General features: G+C 52.5%; 14 protein-coding genes and 1 pseudogene. 9 read left to right on the top strand and 6 right to left on the bottom strand.

All coding sequences use genetic code 11. From position 1 onward, the window contains the following. The 3 genes and pseudogenes from BLW37_RS18215 to BLW37_RS18205 all read right to left on the bottom strand — a co-directional run. Positions 1 to 347 (bottom strand): annotated as a pseudogene (locus BLW37_RS18215) (RND transporter); the annotation flags it as partial. Between the two features lie 136 nt (positions 348 to 483). After that, entirely contained in the window at positions 484 to 1,803 is a 1,320-nt protein-coding gene (locus BLW37_RS18210) for a sensor histidine kinase (protein ID WP_091345470.1), read from the bottom strand. Beyond that, the gene (locus tag BLW37_RS18205) at positions 1,787 to 3,151 is read right to left on the bottom strand and encodes a sigma-54-dependent transcriptional regulator (protein ID WP_091345467.1); all 1,365 of its coding nucleotides are present in this window, start codon (positions 3,149 to 3,151) and stop codon (positions 1,787 to 1,789) included. The genes BLW37_RS18210 and BLW37_RS18205 overlap by 17 nt, the downstream gene beginning before the upstream one ends. 206 nt (positions 3,152 to 3,357) lie before the next feature. Here BLW37_RS18205 and serB point away from each other — a divergent pair, with 206 nt between their 5' ends. Next, positions 3,358 to 4,416 carry a phosphoserine phosphatase SerB gene (gene serB / locus BLW37_RS18200; protein ID WP_245785785.1) on the top strand — a complete coding sequence of 353 codons (1,059 nt, stop codon included), beginning with the start codon at positions 3,358 to 3,360 and terminating at the stop codon, positions 4,414 to 4,416. 8 nt (positions 4,417 to 4,424) lie between these two features. Next, positions 4,425 to 5,327, top strand: a complete 903-nt coding sequence (locus BLW37_RS18195; RefSeq protein ID WP_091345463.1) for an alpha/beta hydrolase family protein — start codon at positions 4,425 to 4,427, stop codon at positions 5,325 to 5,327. Here the strand turns inward: BLW37_RS18195 and BLW37_RS18190 are convergent. Then, positions 5,314 to 7,833 carry a PilZ domain-containing protein gene (locus BLW37_RS18190; protein WP_091345461.1) on the bottom strand — a complete coding sequence of 840 codons (2,520 nt, stop codon included), beginning with the start codon at positions 7,831 to 7,833 and terminating at the stop codon, positions 5,314 to 5,316. The genes BLW37_RS18195 and BLW37_RS18190 overlap by 14 nt on opposite strands. 107 nt (positions 7,834 to 7,940) lie before the next feature. On the opposite strand from BLW37_RS18190, the gene radA reads away from it, so the two are divergent. After that, a complete protein-coding gene (gene radA, locus BLW37_RS18185; protein WP_091345459.1) occupies positions 7,941 to 9,305 on the top strand; it encodes a DNA repair protein RadA in 1,365 nt (454 codons plus the stop codon). Between the two features lie 58 nt (positions 9,306 to 9,363). On the opposite strand, the gene BLW37_RS18180 is transcribed toward radA, so the two are convergent. Further along, positions 9,364 to 10,149 carry an outer membrane protein assembly factor BamD gene (locus tag BLW37_RS18180; protein WP_425426640.1) on the bottom strand — a complete coding sequence of 262 codons (786 nt, stop codon included), beginning with the start codon at positions 10,147 to 10,149 and terminating at the stop codon, positions 9,364 to 9,366. A gap of 116 nt (positions 10,150 to 10,265) precedes the next feature. Between BLW37_RS18180 and rluD the strand changes: the two genes are divergently transcribed. From rluD to BLW37_RS18150, 6 genes are all read left to right on the top strand, one after another. Further along, entirely contained in the window at positions 10,266 to 11,240 is a 975-nt protein-coding gene (gene rluD, locus BLW37_RS18175) for a 23S rRNA pseudouridine(1911/1915/1917) synthase RluD (protein WP_091345457.1), read from the top strand. Then, a complete protein-coding gene (gene pgeF, locus BLW37_RS18170) occupies positions 11,233 to 11,973 on the top strand; it encodes a peptidoglycan editing factor PgeF (protein ID WP_245785784.1) in 741 nt (246 codons plus the stop codon). The genes rluD and pgeF overlap by 8 nt, the downstream gene beginning before the upstream one ends. A 101-nt stretch (positions 11,974 to 12,074) precedes the next feature. Next, on the top strand, positions 12,075 to 14,645 hold the full coding sequence (gene clpB / locus BLW37_RS18165) for an ATP-dependent chaperone ClpB (protein WP_091345454.1): 2,571 nt from the start codon (positions 12,075 to 12,077) through the stop codon (positions 14,643 to 14,645). Between the two features lie 126 nt (positions 14,646 to 14,771). Then, positions 14,772 to 15,128, top strand: a complete 357-nt coding sequence (locus BLW37_RS18160; protein ID WP_091345452.1) for a PA2779 family protein — start codon at positions 14,772 to 14,774, stop codon at positions 15,126 to 15,128. Between the two features lie 50 nt (positions 15,129 to 15,178). Continuing rightward, positions 15,179 to 16,165: a PA2778 family cysteine peptidase gene (locus BLW37_RS18155; RefSeq protein WP_091345450.1), complete on the top strand. Its 987-nt coding sequence runs from the start codon at positions 15,179 to 15,181 to the stop codon at positions 16,163 to 16,165. A 73-nt stretch (positions 16,166 to 16,238) separates the two neighbouring features. After that, complete coding sequence (locus BLW37_RS18150; RefSeq protein ID WP_091345448.1) at positions 16,239 to 16,457, top strand: VF530 family protein; 219 nt, start codon at positions 16,239 to 16,241, stop codon at positions 16,455 to 16,457. An 18-nt stretch (positions 16,458 to 16,475) separates the two neighbouring features. Here BLW37_RS18150 and BLW37_RS18145 read toward each other — a convergent pair whose 3' ends face one another. Further along, entirely contained in the window at positions 16,476 to 16,982 is a 507-nt protein-coding gene (locus tag BLW37_RS18145) for a DUF3087 family protein (protein WP_091345446.1), read from the bottom strand. Positions 16,983 to 16,989 lie beyond the last annotated feature (7 nt).

The following is a 16,989-nucleotide window of genomic DNA, read 5'->3' as shown; positions in this document are numbered from 1 at the left end:
ATGGCGGCGGCTTCAACATCCTGGATTAACTCAGGGTTACTCAGTTGCAGAATAATGCTGTCTTGGGTGACCAAAGCGCCGGGTCTGAGCAGCACTTGCTGCACGGTAGCCGGGGTGAGCGCGGTCAGCAGGGTTTGCCTGTCGGAGCGCAGCACGCCGTAGGCATCGACACTGACCTGCAGATCGCCACGTTGCACCTCTGCCAGCAACACCCTGGAGCGGTCTATTTTATGCGCATGCTGTGGTGTGGCCAGCAAGACGCCTGCCAGGGAGGCCACCGCGACCAGGGCAAGGGCCAGTCCCGGCTTTTTCCAGCGCTTTGTTGCTTTGGGTTTCAGTACATCCATCGGCGTTTTCTGCGATTGTAAACTATAGGATGCATGGACTACTGCAAAGAGCGAGCCAGAATTAAGTTGTTGATTTTGGTTAATTAAGATTACATGTCTGGTCGGGTAGAGCGTAAGCCGTCCGATTCCGGACGCTTTATTCCGAAACCGGACGGGATCCATCCAGCAGGATCCGGGCGCAGCAGCCGCGCCGGCCATCGGTACGATTCTGCAGCGTCAGTTCACCACCCAGCTGTTTGATGATGTGTTGGCACAGGGCCAGGCCAATGCCTTGGCCCTGAGGTTTGGTGCTGTAAAAAGGCACAAAGATATCCCGAGCATTGTTTAAACCATGCCCTTGATCCAGCACATGAATTTCGGTGATGCTGCTGCGCTCTGGTTGGTCGTTACTTCCTTGCTGAAAATGCAGTTCAATAGTTCCGGGGGGGCTGCCGGCCTCTTTTGCATTTTTGATCAGGTTAATCAGCACTTGCTGCAGCAGCATGGCATCGGTGTTAAAGCTGAAGTCCTCTGCTGAACCCTGTATCGCTTGCTGCTCAAACAGCAGTTTTAGCGCCGCTTGCACCTGTTGCACCCGGACGGCTTGGCGCTGCACACTAAGCGGTTTACTCAGTTCACTGTAACGGCTGACAAAGTCCTGCAAATGACGGCTGCGCTCACCAATCAGGGCTAAAGCGTCTTGCTCACGACCTGCGGGCAGCTTGCTTTTCAGATGTTCAGACAGCGCCAGCACCGGCGTTAGCGAATTACGGATCTCATGGCTCAGCACCCGGATTAATTGTTGCCAGGCTTGCAGTTCATTTTCACTCAGGGCCGCCTGAATATTGATAAACACCAGTAATTGATGGCGTTGACCTTGCTCAAGAAAGCGGCTGTGGCGAATTTGCCAGTCTTTGTTGCGTTTGGGATCGCGAAAGTGCCAGTACGGTGTTGCGTTAAGGCCCAGTTTGCTGGCGGAGGTATGGCGTAGGCTTTGCCAGGGCTGGCCAAAGAGAGTGATGAAATCGTTGTTGGCATAACTCAATTGCTGTTTATGGTCGAATACCAGAATCGGCGTGTTCAGCTGATCGATCAGCCGGTACAGCAAAAACTGCTGTTCATCAAAAAAACTTTTGCGTTGTTGCAGTTGCTCGCTAAGTTGAAACAGCTGATGTTGGAAGGTGGCGGCAATGCCGGCGCGGTAGGCGGCTTTGGCTTGCAAACTGTAATCCTGATTGTGCAAGGCTTCTAATTGCACACTGGCCCGGTTAAAAGCAGACAGCATGTGCGCACGGCTTTGCCATTGCCAGTGGTTTAGCCTCAGCGCTAGCGGCCAAAGCAACAGCCAAAGCCACCAGATGGGCCAGATATAGCTAAGCAATGCTGCCAGGCTCAGCAGGCAGGCGGCAGATAGCAGGCACTGCCAGCATGAACTGGCTTCCAGCGAATGTCTGCTCTGCCTAGTCGATAAAGCCATACTTTTCCAACCGGCGGTACAATGAGGACTTGGTAATGCCGAGCAACTCGGCACTTTTTTGTTTGTTGCCCTGACAATGGCTAAGAGCCTGCTGGATCAACCGGCGCTCTGCCTGCTCCAGCGTCAGCATCGGCAAGGCTGCGGCGTCCTTGCTGCCAGGCGGTACGCTGTGCTGGCGTGGCAGAGCCAACTCATCGGCGTGGATGCTGGCACTTTGGCTCAAGAGCACCGCCCGCTCAATCAGGTGGCTTAATTCTCGGATATTGCCTGGCCAGGGGTACTGTAGCAGCCTTTTTTCCGCCTCTTTTTGCAATGCCAAACCGGTTTTGTGGTAGCGCATGCCGTGCTTGTGCAGGAAAAAACGGCACAGCGGCAGGATGTCTTCTGGCCGTTCACGCAGCGCCGGTACTCGAAACTCCAGCGTATTTAACCGGTAATACAAATCTTGCCGAAACAGGCCATCACCCATTAACTGGGCAAAGTCGCCATTGCTGGCACTGATCAGGCGCACATCGCTGTGCTCGGTGGTGCTGGAGCCAAGCACCTCATAGTGGCCTGATTCCAACACCCGCAGTAACTTGGCTTGTTGGCTCAAGGGCAGGTTAGCGACTTCATCCAAAAACAGCGAACCACCTTTGGCGAGCGCAAAGCGGCCGATGCGGTGTTCTTTGGCATCGGTGAAGGCGCCTTTTTTATGGCCGAACATCTCGCTTTCAAACAGGCTTTCGGCAATAGCCCCCATATTCATACTAATCAGCGGCGCCTTTGCTCGTTTCGAATGGCGGTGAATAAACTGGGCCAGCTGGCTTTTGCCGGTGCCATTTTCGCCGGTGAGCAAGACGTTGGCATCGCTTTGTGCCACGGCTTTTAATTGCTCGGTCAGCCGCTGCATCTGCGGGCTTTGCCAGATCAGCTCCTCGTCGCTGTGATTGAGTGCTTCGTTTAATTGTTGATTCTGATGCTGCAGTGCGGTCAGTTTTAATTGCTGTTGGATCACCTGCAGAAGGCGTTGGTTGTGCCAGGGTTTTTCAATAAAATCGGCTGCGCCCAATTGCATCGCCTCTACCACCAAAGCCGTGTTCGACCAAGCGGTCATGGCAATCAGCGGAATGCTGCTGCCTTGCTGTTTTAGCCAGCGTAAAAAGCGTAGTCCTTCTTCACCTGAAGTGGTGTCCAAGCTAAAATTCATATCCAGCAGGATCAGATCGGCGCTTTGTTGTTGCAAAAAAGCGATTGCCTGCAGTGGGTCTTCTTGTTCAATCAACTGAAAACCGGCATCTTCAAGCACCATACGTGCCGAAAAACGTACATCCTTATTGTCTTCAACCACCAGAATGGTTGCCTGCATGGTTTTGTCCTGTTGTTTAAAAAGTAAAAAAGTAAAAAAGTTATAAAGCTAAAAACCGTCTTACAATAAACGCAAAGTGGCATGATCGCCAACTGGTTTTGCTGGTACGACAACCGGCAGCGGTTTAGGCAGGATTGGAGAAAGCGCTGACAGCGGCTCTTATTTATGAGTAGAATAGACTTACCGCAACCAACGACGGCGTTACTGTGTCTTATTGCTATCTATTTTCGGCCTCTGATTGGCCATCGCATGACGTATCCGACTTTAGCTCTGAACATCAGTCTGCGCTGCTGCAGTGGCAGGACGGTCAACTTCGATTGCAAACGGCAACGCCTGTTGCTGAATGGTCTGCCAGGTCGCTACAACCGATGTTAAGCGACTTTGTGGCTAAAGCCAGCTTGCGTATCTTTGGTACTTCTTTAACCCTTAAGCTATTGCAGTCACTGTTTGCTGACTGTGTCCCCTTGCAGCAGCAGGTGCTGGCACTTCGCTTGTATCAGCCGCATGCTGAATTAGCGCCGGCTACTTTGTTACAATTGCCAAACGAGCTGGCACCGCACTTTCAGTTGGAGGTGCGGCAATGGGCACAAGCCAATGATTGTGAGGTGGTGTATCTGGAGCAGGCGCCCAGCCTGAGTGAGCCCGGCTTGCTGCTGATGGACATGGACTCGACCGCTATTGAAATTGAATGCATCGATGAAATTGCCCGCAAAGCGGGTGTTGGCGATGAAGTTGCTAAGGTGACTGCCCGCGCCATGCGTGGCGAGCTGGATTTCGCTGCCAGCTTGCGTGAGCGGGTTGCTGCGCTTAAAGGTGCCGATGCTGCTATTTTAGCTGAGGTCTTGGCCGAGCTGCCTCTGATGCCCGGGTTGACTGCGTTGGTGCAACAGCTTAAACGTTACAACTGGCATGTGGCCATTGCCTCTGGTGGCTTTACCTACTTTACCGAAGCTCTGCAACAGCAGCTTGGCCTATCCGCAACCTTTGCCAACCAGTTGGCGATAGAGAATGGCAAGTTAACCGGCACTGTACTTGGTGCTATTGTGGATGCTGAGACCAAGGCGGCGGCTCTTACTCAGCTGGCCAGTCAGTATCACTTACCTAAAGAGCAAACCGTGGCCATTGGCGATGGTGCCAACGATTTGCCGATGCTGGCAGTGGCGGGCCTTGGCGTGGCGTTCCATGCCAAGCCACTGGTGCAGGCCAAAGCTAAAGCAGCTATCCGCGGTGGTTCTTTGCTGCAGTTGTTGTACTTATTGGATTAACTGGTCGGATGAAGCATCAGCAGCATTCGTACTATTTACCAGTGCAGCAATACCAGCTGCATATTCGCCGTTTATTACCACTGCATCAGCCAAATGGTGTAGTGTTAATGCTGCACGGTGCCATTGAGAATGGCCGGATTTTCTACAGCTCTTCCGGCAAAGGCCTGGGGGGGTATTTGGCTGATCAGGGGTTTGCGGTGTATTGCGCCGATTTTGCTGGTCGGGGCCGTTCGTTACCGCATAGCTCCAGCGGCTTTAATCACAGTCAGCAACAGCTGATTTGTCAGGACATTCCTGCTTTAATTCAGCACCTTCAGCAAGCACACCACCAAAAAGTGCATCTGATTGCGCACTCCTGGGGCGGTGTGTTGGCTGCGGCCAGTTTGTGCCGCCATCCGGAGCTGTTGCCTTTGGTCGAGTCCAAAGTCTGCTTTGGCAGTAAACGTCGTATTCGGGCGCAAAGTCTGGAGAAACGCTTCAAGGTTGATTTTATCTGGAACCGGCTTGGTCCTTGGTTAGCGGCTAAGCATGGCTATTTTCCCGCAAAGCGTTTACGGCTCGGGGCTGATGATGAACCAAAACAGTTTTTGCAGGATTGTATCGCCTGGATTGAGCAAGATGCGTTTGTCGATTGCAGTGATGGTTTTGATTATGCTGCTGCCGCAAAGCAGATAACATGGCCGCATTTATGGCACTTTGTGGCGGAAAAAGATCGGGTGTTAGGACATCCGGATGATGTGCAGGCCTTTATGGCAGAAACCTCCCAGCAGCAAGCAAGGTACACCCATTTGGGTAAAGCAAATGGTGCTTTGGTGGATTACGACCACATTAGCATGCTGACTCACCCATTGGCGGTCGAGGATCACTTCCCTAAGCTGGCAGAATGGTTGCGCACCCTTAGCCGCGGTTAAGTAAGCTATGGCGTAGAGCACTTTGTTGCTGGCGCTGTGCTGTCGTGATATCCAGCCGAAGTAGCAACTCGTCAGTTATATCCATCAGCTCGCCGACGCCTACCACGCTCCAAAGCTCCTCTTCCAATAGCTTGGCTTTATGAATGGCGTACTGGCTGATATAACTGAGCTCCTGAGCAATAAAATCACTGTCTGGCCGGCCAGTGCGTGATAGCCAAATACGGTAACAAAAAACAGCGGCTCGGTCGTTGATGAGTTGCTCGATAAAGCCTTTCTTTTCAGGTTCGCTCTTGTACTCATAATCGTAGTGACAACTAAGCACAGGCTCACCCTGCTGCTGGGGCTGAACTTTCAGGTACAGTTCGTAACATTGCGGCGGATCCTGACGCTTCATCTGCTTCAATTGACTGGCAAAGGTTAAATTGACGGCACTGTGTTTAATCAATGGTTCAATATTCAGATGTTCCTGACTGGCAGGCAGTTGTGCTAAGAGTTGATGCAAACTGGTCGGCTGGCCGCCTTGCGCCACTGCTTTCATTTCGTAGCGAATCCCTTTACGGTGCAAATAAAATGGAAAGCTATCCAGAGCCTTGATGAACATATTGCGTAATGCTGGCGCCAGCCCGGGGTGTTTCACTTGCTCTTCGGCCACCGTCAATTTGCTGCGATTATTTTGGATCAGCAACTGGAAAAATGCTTTGCCCTGATGCTCTTCATCATTCTCCAACACTTTCAGATTCATGATGGTGCCACTTTTACTAACGGCCATTACCTCGTAAGCGAGCTGACTGAGCTGGTACTTGTTGCTGATTTTTTGCAAGTCGGGCAGGTTCAGGCGGATGATATCGCCGCGCTTGATCTGGGCGGGTAACTGCATCTCAACTTGCATGCCATTGGGCGAAAAATCCCGGCTAAATGCCGCGGGTAGTGCTTCTTCACGGGCGTTGTATAGTTGCACCGTGGTTTTATACAAATAACGGTCTTCCGAGCGTAAGTTCACATACTTGACTGGGATGGCTTCACAAAACGGCAGTTGGTTTAACTTGGCATGGGCGAACTGGTTCAGAGACCGCACGGCACTTTTATCATAACTGAGCTGTTGGTACCAGGAGGTGCTGAGGTCGGTACTGATATCGGTGAGGTTGACAATAAAACGCAGTGGTTTTAAATAGGCATCCAACAAATGAGTGTTCTTTGGCTTTGCTGCTGTAGCTGCATCGCCAGGCACCTGAAAGTGCAACTGGCTGTACTCGGCCGATGTGGTTAGAAAGCTGAGCTGAAACACTTTCCAGCTTTTTTTGCTGGCGCCAAAACCAAGGAATAGGGCGTTCAGTCCTCGCTCAGAAGCAAGCTCTGCCTGAGTCGCACTGTAAAAGTACAGTTTACCTTTGGCTGCATGGGTAAAGCAAAACAACAGCGTCTGTCGTTGGCCTTCGGGTAATTGCAGCAACTGCTTAAGCCGTTTAGCGCTAAGGATCTGCGGCAAGACTGAGCGTTGCAACTCATCCTGAAAGTAATGAAAACTGGCTCGGTTGTTCTCGGTGGTTAACGCGCATTGCGGATGTGATTTGCCTTGCTGCACGGCAATAAATACCGGCAAGCTGCTGGTCCTTGGCACATAAAATTGCTCATAGCCTTTCACAATGACGGCATCGAGGGCATTATCCAGGTTGAGTTTGTAACGGCGTTTATTGCCGCGAATAAAGCGGTCAATAAAGTTAGTGAATTCCAGCTCCTGCTCATTGCTCTGTTCCAACCGCTTCAGCCGCAATTGCTGGGTTTTCTGATCGAGTGGGCTGACTTCGACAATCTGATAGCGAATAGGGTTGTTGCGATCCAGTGTGTATTCTTGCTCTAGCTCACGGAAAAAGACCCCAATCTCGCTGTTCTCGACCAGTTTAATCTGACGGGCCAGTTTGAGTTTGCAGCCCTGCACTGAGATATCGGTGGTCTGGGCGCTGTATTTTTTGCCATTGTCCAGCACAATCTCAACCGTGATGCTGTAGTTCATCCGCTCTTCACTGCGGTTGATGTAGCTGCCAAATTGCACCAGTCGGGCTTGATGCTTCACCATCATATCTTCAGCTTGCTCTGGTTCGGCCTGCTGGTTGTTATTTAGCGCTTGGCGGATCCTGGCCTCGGTTTCCTTTCGGTGCATCACCCGAAAATTATTGTCGGTGTTCATCACATCTTCGTACACACCGAGTGTAAAGCGACCATAGTCGTTGATGCCTTGCTCAAACACTTCGATCGCCTGATCATCCATGTAGTGGGTTTTGCCCTGATACTCGTAGGGGCGAACATCACCATCAACATGGCCGCGCAAGTCGATAAAAAAATCACAGGGCTGGGATAGCCGCTTCAGTTCCATTTTCAGCAGAAATTGCTTGGATTTTGGCAGATCACTGGTCAGCACAGCAAACATCTGATCGAAATCAGAAGTCTGTACTGAGCTTTTCAGGCGCTCTATGATGCTAAGATGTTCTTGCAAATCCGGGGCTGTCATAATCTCACAGAATTCAGCGTCAACATGTTGTGCAACTGCCGGTATAATGACAGTACGCTACGTGGTTGCGACATTAAATGCAATATCCATACCCGTTGAGGAATTAAATGGCAAAAAATAAAACGGCTTACGTCTGCAACGACTGTGGTGCCGACTTTATGCGCTGGCAGGGACAGTGCAGCGAATGTGGTGCCTGGAACACCATCACCGAGGTTCGACTGGGTGCAGCGAAAGACAAAAGCAGCCGCTTTGGTGGTTATGCCGGTGCTACTGCTGCCAAGGTGTTGCGACTGGATGAGGTGGATCTCCAGGATGTACCACGTTTTAGCTCGGGGTTTACCGAGCTGGACCGGGTGCTGGGTGGTGGCATAGTGCCGGGGTCGGCGGTTTTGATAGGCGGCAGCCCCGGCGCAGGCAAAAGTACCTTGTTGCTGCAAATGATGTGTGGCTTGGCCGAGCAGGGTAATGCGCTCTACGTCACGGGCGAGGAATCATTGCAACAGGTCGCCTTGCGCGCCAACCGGCTGGGCCTGCCAACCGGCAAACTGCGGATGCTAGCGGAAACCAATGTGGAAACCATTTGCCACCTGGCCCAGCAAGAAAAGCCACGGCTGATGGTGATTGACTCTATTCAGGTGATGCAGATGGCCGAAATCCAGTCGGCGCCAGGCAGTGTGTCGCAGGTGCGGGAAAGTGCCGCTTACCTGACTCGTTTTGCCAAGCAGCACAACATAGCGGTCATTATGGTGGGGCATGTCACCAAAGACGGCAGCCTGGCTGGCCCGAAAGTGCTGGAACATTGCATCGATTGCTCCATTTTATTGGATGGGGATGCCGACAGTCGTTACCGTACTTTACGTGGTAATAAGAATCGCTTTGGTGCCGTCAACGAACTGGGTGTCTTTGCCATGACCGGCCAGGGCATGAAAGAAGTGAAAAATCCGTCGGCCATTTTTTTAAGTCGCAGCGAGGATGTGCAATCCGGCAGCATAGTGATGGTGTTGTGGGAAGGTACCCGGCCCTTGTTGGTAGAGATACAGGGGTTGGTTGATCATTCACCGCTCAATAACCCTAGGCGGGTGACTGTCGGCATGGAGCAAAACCGCATTGCTATGCTGTTGGCGGTCATGCACCGTCATGCCGGTTTGCAAATGGCCGATCAGGACGTATTTGTCAATGTGGTCGGCGGCATCCGGGTGCAGGAAACCAGTGCCGATTTAGCTACCTTGCTGGCGCTGGTCTCCAGTTTTCGCAACAAACCTTTGCCGCCTGATCTGGTGGTGTTTGGTGAAGTCGGTTTATCTGGTGAAATTCGTCCAGTTCCCAGCGGGCAAGAGCGACTGCGTGAAGCGGCCAAGCATGGTTTTAAACGGGCGATTGTGCCCAAAGCCAACTGCCCAAAAGAACCCATTGAGGGCATGCAGGTGACAGGCATAGGTCGTTTATCGGAAGCGCTGGATGCTTTGGATTGACGGATATAAAAATACCGCCAGTAGGCGGTATTTTTAGAGACACCGGGTGAAATAGGGCTCAGGATCTTGAGGAAATCCGTGTTCTGTTGTTCGGGAAGTTGAGTTTCAGCACTTCGTAGGCATCATCCCGCAGCTTCTCCAAACCCAGCTTATCGTAACCTTGCACCATCAGCTCCAGTGCTTGCTCTACCTGTGGTGATTCGCGGAAAAACTCCACAATGTACTTACCACGGTTAGCGGCAGCCAAATAAGCACCACGACGCATGTAGTAATCGGCCACCAACAGTTCATGACGGGCCAGCGTTTCGCGGATATGCTGCATACGAATACGGGCATCGGCACTGTACTTACTGTCCGGGTAACTGGTGATCAGGATGCGGAAGTCATCAAAGGCTTGACGGGTACTGGCCAGATCGCGATCGGCCTGATCAATACCAAAGAACGACTGGAAGGCATTCTCATCGGCTTTTAAATTAGCCAAACCACGCATGTAATAGACATAATCCAGGTCCGGGTGGTTCGGGTTAAGCCGGATAAAGCGATCAATGTTGGCAATCGCCTGCGGCAGGTTGTTTGCCCGGTAATAGGCATAGATGATATCCAGCTGCACCTGACGGGCCATAGGGCCAAACGGATAGCGGTTTTCAACGGCCTGCAGCATCTCAATAGCCCGATTATACAGGCCCGAATCCAGCACGCGCTTGGCTTCAGCATACATCGCCTGGGCATTTTGCGTGACAGAAACAGGTTCTTGTTTACGTTTGCCGGCACAGGCGCTTAGCGTAAGTGCCAGTAAGATCACCCAGAGGATGGTGGAAAACTTGCTATTCATGGTTAAATTCATATCTCCGTCAGCCTTTGGCTGTCCAGTTGGTGGTAAAACCGTTAAAATACGCTCCAAGAGAAACCCGATTCTAACCCAGAGCTTTCGGGAATGCACACAGGATACCTGCTTCCGCTATGACAAAACAGATCAAATTGACAGAAATCGTCCCTGACCATCTTTACGGTAAGCGGTTAGATCAGGTGCTGGCCGAATTGTTCCCCGATTATTCCCGTTCGCGGATAAAAAACTGGATCCAGGCCGGCCAGGTACAGATTGATGGCGTCGTAGAAAGTAAGCCTCGGCATAAGCTGCTGGGCGGTGAGCAACTGGCAGTCGATGCAGAGCTGCAAGAAGAAGTGCAGCATGAGGCGGAAGCCATCGCGCTGACTATCCTGTACGAGGACGACGACATCCTGGTGATCAACAAACCTGCCGGTTTGGTGGTGCACCCGGGCGCAGGCAATCAGGCTGGCACCTTATTGAACGCCTTGCTGCACCATGTGCCGGATATTGTCGAAGTGCCGAGGGCAGGCATTATTCATCGACTGGATAAAGATACCTCCGGGGTGATGGTAGTCGCGAAGACAGTGCCAGCACAGACGGCTTTGGTAGCAGCGATGCAACAGCGCTTGATCACCCGTGAGTACGAAGCCGTTTGCCATGGTACTTTAACCGGTGGAGGTACCGTTGATGCTCCCATAGGTCGCCATGCTACCCAGCGGACTTTGATGGCCATAGACTCAGCGGGCAAGCCAGCAGTGACCCATTACCGGGTGATGGAACGGTTTCGCGCTCATACCCGCTTGCGGCTGCGACTGGAAACCGGCCGTACCCATCAAATCCGGGTGCATATGCAGTCGTTGCATCATCCATTGATTGGTGATCCTGTCTACGGCGGCAGGCCACGACCACCGCGGGCTTGCTCGGAGCAATTTCGTCAGGTGCTGCGCGACTTTAAGCGTCAGGCTCTGCACGCGGCTTTATTGCGGCTGGAGCATCCAATGAGTGGCGAGACCATGGAATGGCAAGCGCCGATTCCGGAGGATATGCGTTTATTGGTCGATACACTGCGGGCGGATACGCAAGAACATGGCATGGACGATGCCTAAGCTGCAACTGATTCAGCCCGATTGGCCAGCTCCTGCTACCGTAAAAGCCATCAGTAGCACCCGGCTGGGTGGGGTATCTACTGGCTGCTACACTGGTTTGAATGTTGGGAGCCATGTGGGCGATCAACCTGCTGCGGTAGCGGCCAACCGTCAGCTCTTAACAGCAGCCGCCGCTATGCCCCAGCCACCGCTGTGGTTGGAACAGGTGCATGGGGTGCAGGTCGCAACATTGCCACGGAAAAGTCAGAAGCCGCTGGTTGCCGATGCTGCCTTTAGCGAGCAAGCAGGACAGGTATGCACAGTGATGACAGCCGATTGTCTACCAGTACTGCTGTGTGATAGCAACGGCACTCAGGTAGCGGCTGTGCATGCTGGCTGGCGTGGGCTAGCGGCTGGTGTGCTGGAGCAAACATTGGCCCACTTTAGCCGTGGTTCCAGCGTACTGGCTTGGTTGGGGCCTGCCATTGGGCCTGCGGTCTTTGAGGTTGGCAGCGAGGTGGTGCAGCAATTTACTACGACAGATCCACAAGCCGCAACGGCTTTTGAGCAGCAAAGCGAACACAAATGGCTGGCCGATTTGTATCAACTGGCCCGGCTGCGTTTGCAGCGCGCCGGGGTGCAGGCGATTTATGGTGGCGGCTATTGCACTTATTCGCAAGCCGAATTGTTCTACTCCTACCGACGCGATGGCCAAACCGGTCGTATGGCCAGCTGCATTTGGCTTCAGCCCTAAGCTTGATCTTAGTCAATTATTTGACACTTGCTGCTTGAAAACTGCTCAGCCTCTCCCAATATAAGCTATAACTTTTGTTACAGTTTTGATTGGAGTTTATGATGCGATTAGATCGTTTGACCAGCAAGTTTCAACAGGCCATCGCCGATGCGCAATCGCTGGCACTTGGCCGCGATCATCAGTTTATTGAGCCGGTGCATTTGATGCATGCGCTGCTGAACCAGGACGGCAGCACAGTGCGCGATCTGTTGAATAAGCTGGGTATTAATTTTAACGAGTTACGGCTAAAAGTCAGCCAGGCCATTGAACGGCTGCCAACAGTAGAGGGCATTGGCGCTGATGTGCAGCTATCTGCTGCCATGGGCACCTTGCTTAATATGTGCGATAAGTTGGCGCAAAAGCGCAAAGATCAGTACATTTCGAGCGAGCTGTTTGTGCTGGCGGCCACCGAGGATAAGGGCGCTTTAGGTCAGATCCTGCGCGAGCAGGGCGTGACCAAAGAGGCACTTGGCAAAGCCATCGATCAGATGCGCGATGGTCAGCAAGTGGATGATCCCAATGCCGAAGATATCCGCCAGGCGCTGAACAAGTACACGATCGATCTAACGGCTCGGGCCGAAGCCGGTAAACTGGATCCAGTCATTGGCCGGGATGAAGAAATCCGCCGCTGCATTCAGGTACTGCAACGCCGTACCAAAAACAACCCGGTACTGATTGGCGAGCCCGGGGTGGGTAAAACCGCCATTGTGGAAGGCCTGGCACTGCGTATTATCAATAAAGAAGTGCCGTCAGGTTTACAGGATAAGCGGGTTTTAGCGCTTGATCTGGGGGCCTTGCTGGCTGGTGCTAAGTACCGCGGTGAATTTGAAGAGCGCTTAAAAGCCGTGCTGAATGAACTGGCAAAAGAAGAAGGCCAGGTCATTTTGTTTATCGATGAAATTCACACCATGGTTGGTGCTGGTAAGGCCGATGGGGCCATGGATGCTGGCAATATGTTAAAACCGGCGCTGGCACGCGGTGAGCTGCACTGTCTTGGCGCCACCACTTTGGATGAGTACCGCAAATACATTGAAAAAGATGCGGCGCTGGAGCGGCGCTTTCAAAAAGTATTGGTGGAAGAGCCGACGGTGGAAGACACTATTGCTATCTTGCGCGGTTTAAAAGAGCGTTATGAGCTGCACCATGCGGTCGAGATTACCGATCCTGCGATAGTTGCAGCTGCGACTTTATCCCATCGCTATGTCAATGACCGGCAGTTGCCAGATAAAGCCATCGACCTGATCGATGAAGCGGCTTCCAGCATCCGTATGCAGATGGATTCCAAACCAGAAGAGATGGATCGGCTGGAGCGGCGCATTATCCAGTTGAAGCTTGAGGACAATGCGCTCAGCAAAGAGGTTGATGACAGCAGCAAAAAACGTCGCGATGTGATTCAGGAACAAATTGCCTTGCTGGAGCAGGAGTATAAAGATCTGGATGAGATCTGGTCTTCGGAAAAAGCGGCTTTGCAAGGCACTCAAACGATCAAAGCTGAGCTGGAACAAGTGCGGCTGGATTTGGAAGTCGCGCGAAGGGCCGGTGACTTACAGCGCATGTCCGAATTGCAATATGGCCGTATTCCGGCGTTGGAAAAGCAGCTGGATTTAGCCAGTCAGGCCGAGATGCAGGATATGCAGTTGCTGCGAAACCGGGTCACCGAGCAGGAAATTGCCGATGTGCTGTCCAAAGCCACCGGCATCCCGGTCAGCAAGATGCTGGAAGGTGAGCGTGACAAACTGTTGCAGATGGAACAGGCACTGCGTCGTACCGTGGTCGGTCAGCAGGAGGCTGTGGTAGCGGTTGCCAATGCCATTCGTCGCTCGCGGGCCGGGTTGTCCGATCCGAACCGGCCGATTGGTTCTTTCCTGTTTTTAGGTCCAACCGGGGTGGGGAAAACCGAGCTGACCAAAGCACTGGCGACTTTTTTATTCGATAGCCCCGATGCGATGGTACGGATAGATATGTCCGAGTTTATGGAGAAGCACGCGGTTTCGCGTTTAGTGGGTGCGCCTCCTGGTTATGTGGGCTATGAAGAAGGTGGCTATTTGACCGAAGCGGTCAGGCGCAAACCTTACTCGGTGATCCTGTTGGATGAGGTGGAAAAAGCCCATCCGGATGTGTTCAACATTTTGCTGCAGGTGTTGGATGATGGTCGTTTGACCGATGGTCAGGGCCGTACGGTGGACTTTAAAAACAGCGTTATCATCATGACGTCGAATTTAGGCTCGGATCTGATCCAGGAATACAGCAGTGAGTCGAGCTATCAGGAGATGAAAACCATGCTGATGGATGTGCTGGGTAAGCACTTCAGACCGGAGTTTTTAAACCGGGTCGATGAAACCGTGGTATTCCATCCGTTGGGGCATGCTCAAATCAAGTCGATTGCTGATATTCAGCTTCAACGGCTGCGGCAGCGGCTGCAAGATCGCGATTATCAACTGGAGGTGAGCGAAGCAGCCTTGGATAAACTGGCGGCTGTTGGTTTTGATCCTGTGTTTGGTGCCCGGCCGCTGAAGCGGGCTATTCAGCAACACTTGGAAAACCCACTGGCGCAAGCACTGCTTAAAGGCGACATTGTGCCTGGCAGCACGGTAGAAATCGATGTAGATGGCGACCAATTTGTGATTCGTTAAGTTAAAAATGCCCACCTCAGGTGGGCATTGCTATTTGTTTCATGTAAATTGTAATTAATGCATTTATTTAAGGATAGATCGGCTTCTTTAGTCTAGAGTTAACAGGTTAACCAACCGGAGCCTATCATGAAAAAAATATTTGTTTTTAGTGCGTCTCTGGCCGGGGCAGTATTACTGCAACCGGCCATGCTGCCAGCAGCTCATGCTGATATTGTCAGTACTCATGAGTTTGTTCAGGAGCAGCAATCAGGCCTGAACCGGGCTCAACTGACAGAACAGCTTCAACGTGAGGATGTGCGTGAATTGCTGGTGCAGTATGGCGTTGACCCGGATGAAGCGCTGGAGCGGGTGGCAGCACTGACCGATGAAGAAGTGTTGCAGTTAACCGCCAATATCAATGAGCTGCCTGCCGGTGCAGGGATCAGTATCAGCGTCACAGTGATTTTAATTGGTATTCTTGTTTGGCTGATCTTTTTCCGTTAAAAAGTCGGCGCCTGTTTAGGCGCTTTTGTATCACGGAAACCGGATAGGCCATGACCGACCGACCTGTAGTTCCAGTATTCCCTCTTTTATTGACTAAAGCTGCTCAGAGTCGGCTGCTGCTGGTACTGCTGCTGTGCTGTTTGCTGCCAGCCTGTAGCAGCCTGAGTAGTCATTACCAGTATCAGCAGCTTTCTTCTGCTGAGCTCAGTGCCATAGAGCTCAGCGATACTCCTTTTTTCCCGCAGCAACAATACCATTGTGGTCCGGCCGCCCTTGCGACGGTGTTGCAGGTGAGTGGGGTGCAAGCGGCTAACCCGGACAGCCTGGCGCAACAGGTGTACTTGCCTGAGCGTCAGGGCAGCCTGCAGGCGGAGCTGTTAGCGGCAAGCCGGCGGGCCGAACGGATCCCTTATGTACTGGCACCCCAATTAACGGATCTGCTGGTCGAGCTGGCAGCGGGCCATCCGGTACTGGTGCTGCAAAACCTGGGGCTGGCGCGCTGGCCGCGTTGGCATTATGCCGTGGTGATTGGCTTTGATCCAAACAAGCAGCAGCTGCTGCTGCGCTCAGGTAGTCGCTACCGGCAAAGCATGTCATTGCGCCAGTTTGAGCGCAGCTGGCAATTGGCCGATTATTGGGCCATGGTGGTGCCGGCACCCGGGCAACTACCCGCCACAGCAGAGCCTTGGCGTTATTTACAAGCGGTGGCTGCTGTCGAGCAACAACAGCGTTGGTTATTGGCGGCCGAGGGGTATCATGCCGCTGAGCGGCGCTGGCCAGGGCAAGCGACCAGTGCTTTTGGCCTTGGGAATATTGCCTATCAACAGCACGACTTTGCCGCCGCCAAAGCGCATTACTACCGGGCAACAGAGTTGGCGCCTGCTGAAGCGGCATATTACTTTAATTTAAGCTGGGCTTTGCTGCGGCTTGGGCAATCGGCTGAAGCGCTCCGGGTTGCAGCTATTACGGCGCAATTAGCGCCGGATCACCCCCGCTACGGCAAGGCCATCCAACTGCTCGAGCAAGCCATGGAATAGTCATGTTGCCGATAGCGGTGGCTATCGGCTTGAGGTACCATAGCGGGCTTAAGCAAAGCACAGGATAAAGCCGATGAGCACAGAGCAAGCCAACAACCCACTCCATGGTCTAACCTTAGAAAAAATCCTGCTACGACTGGTTGAACACTATGGCTGGGCACAACTGGCCAATCTAGTGCGGATTAACAGCTTTACAAAGGATCCTTCGGTAAAATCCAGCTTAAAGTTCTTACGCAAAACGCCCTGGGCCAGGACCGAGGTCGAGCAGTTGTATCTGAAAACCTTTCAATAATAACAAAATCCTGCTACTTCAAAATTTTTCCAGCATGGGTCGTTGATACTGGGCCGGGTCAATCTGCAGGCCTGCTTCGGTTATATTTTGCTGCAGCGCATTGTCGGCTTGATTCAGCTCGGACAATACCAGCGTATTGTCATCCAACTGCCAGATCAGACGTGAGCCGGCGTAACTAAAGGCCAGTATGGTCAGTGCCGTTGGATCAAGTTGATCTGCCGCTGCGCTCACCGCTTTCAATTTGCGCTGGATCAGGTTTAGCTCGTGCTTTAAGTCCCAGATGTAGGCGACTTCAAAAAAGTAAGGGTGGCTCTTCAGCCGTTTTAGCGCGGTACCGACCACTAGGCAGCCAATTAGAACACCGGTGGCATTGAGCCAGAAGTTACCGGCACCAGGCTCTGAGAATAGCTGGATCAGCAAAGTTGAGCTACCCAGGCTAATGCCCGCCAGAGCCAGGATGCTGGCCAAAATAATGCGGTTCAGGCGACTGCGGTAGCGCTCTTTATCAATGGATTTTAGTTGCATGGTTTTA

Origin of the sequence: Alkalimonas amylolytica (assembly GCF_900107845.1) — a bacterium.
GTDB lineage: Bacteria > Pseudomonadota > Gammaproteobacteria > Enterobacterales > Alteromonadaceae > Alkalimonas > Alkalimonas amylolytica.
The sequence above is the reverse complement of the archived record's forward strand: the minus strand, read 5'-3'. Positions and strand labels throughout refer to the sequence as shown.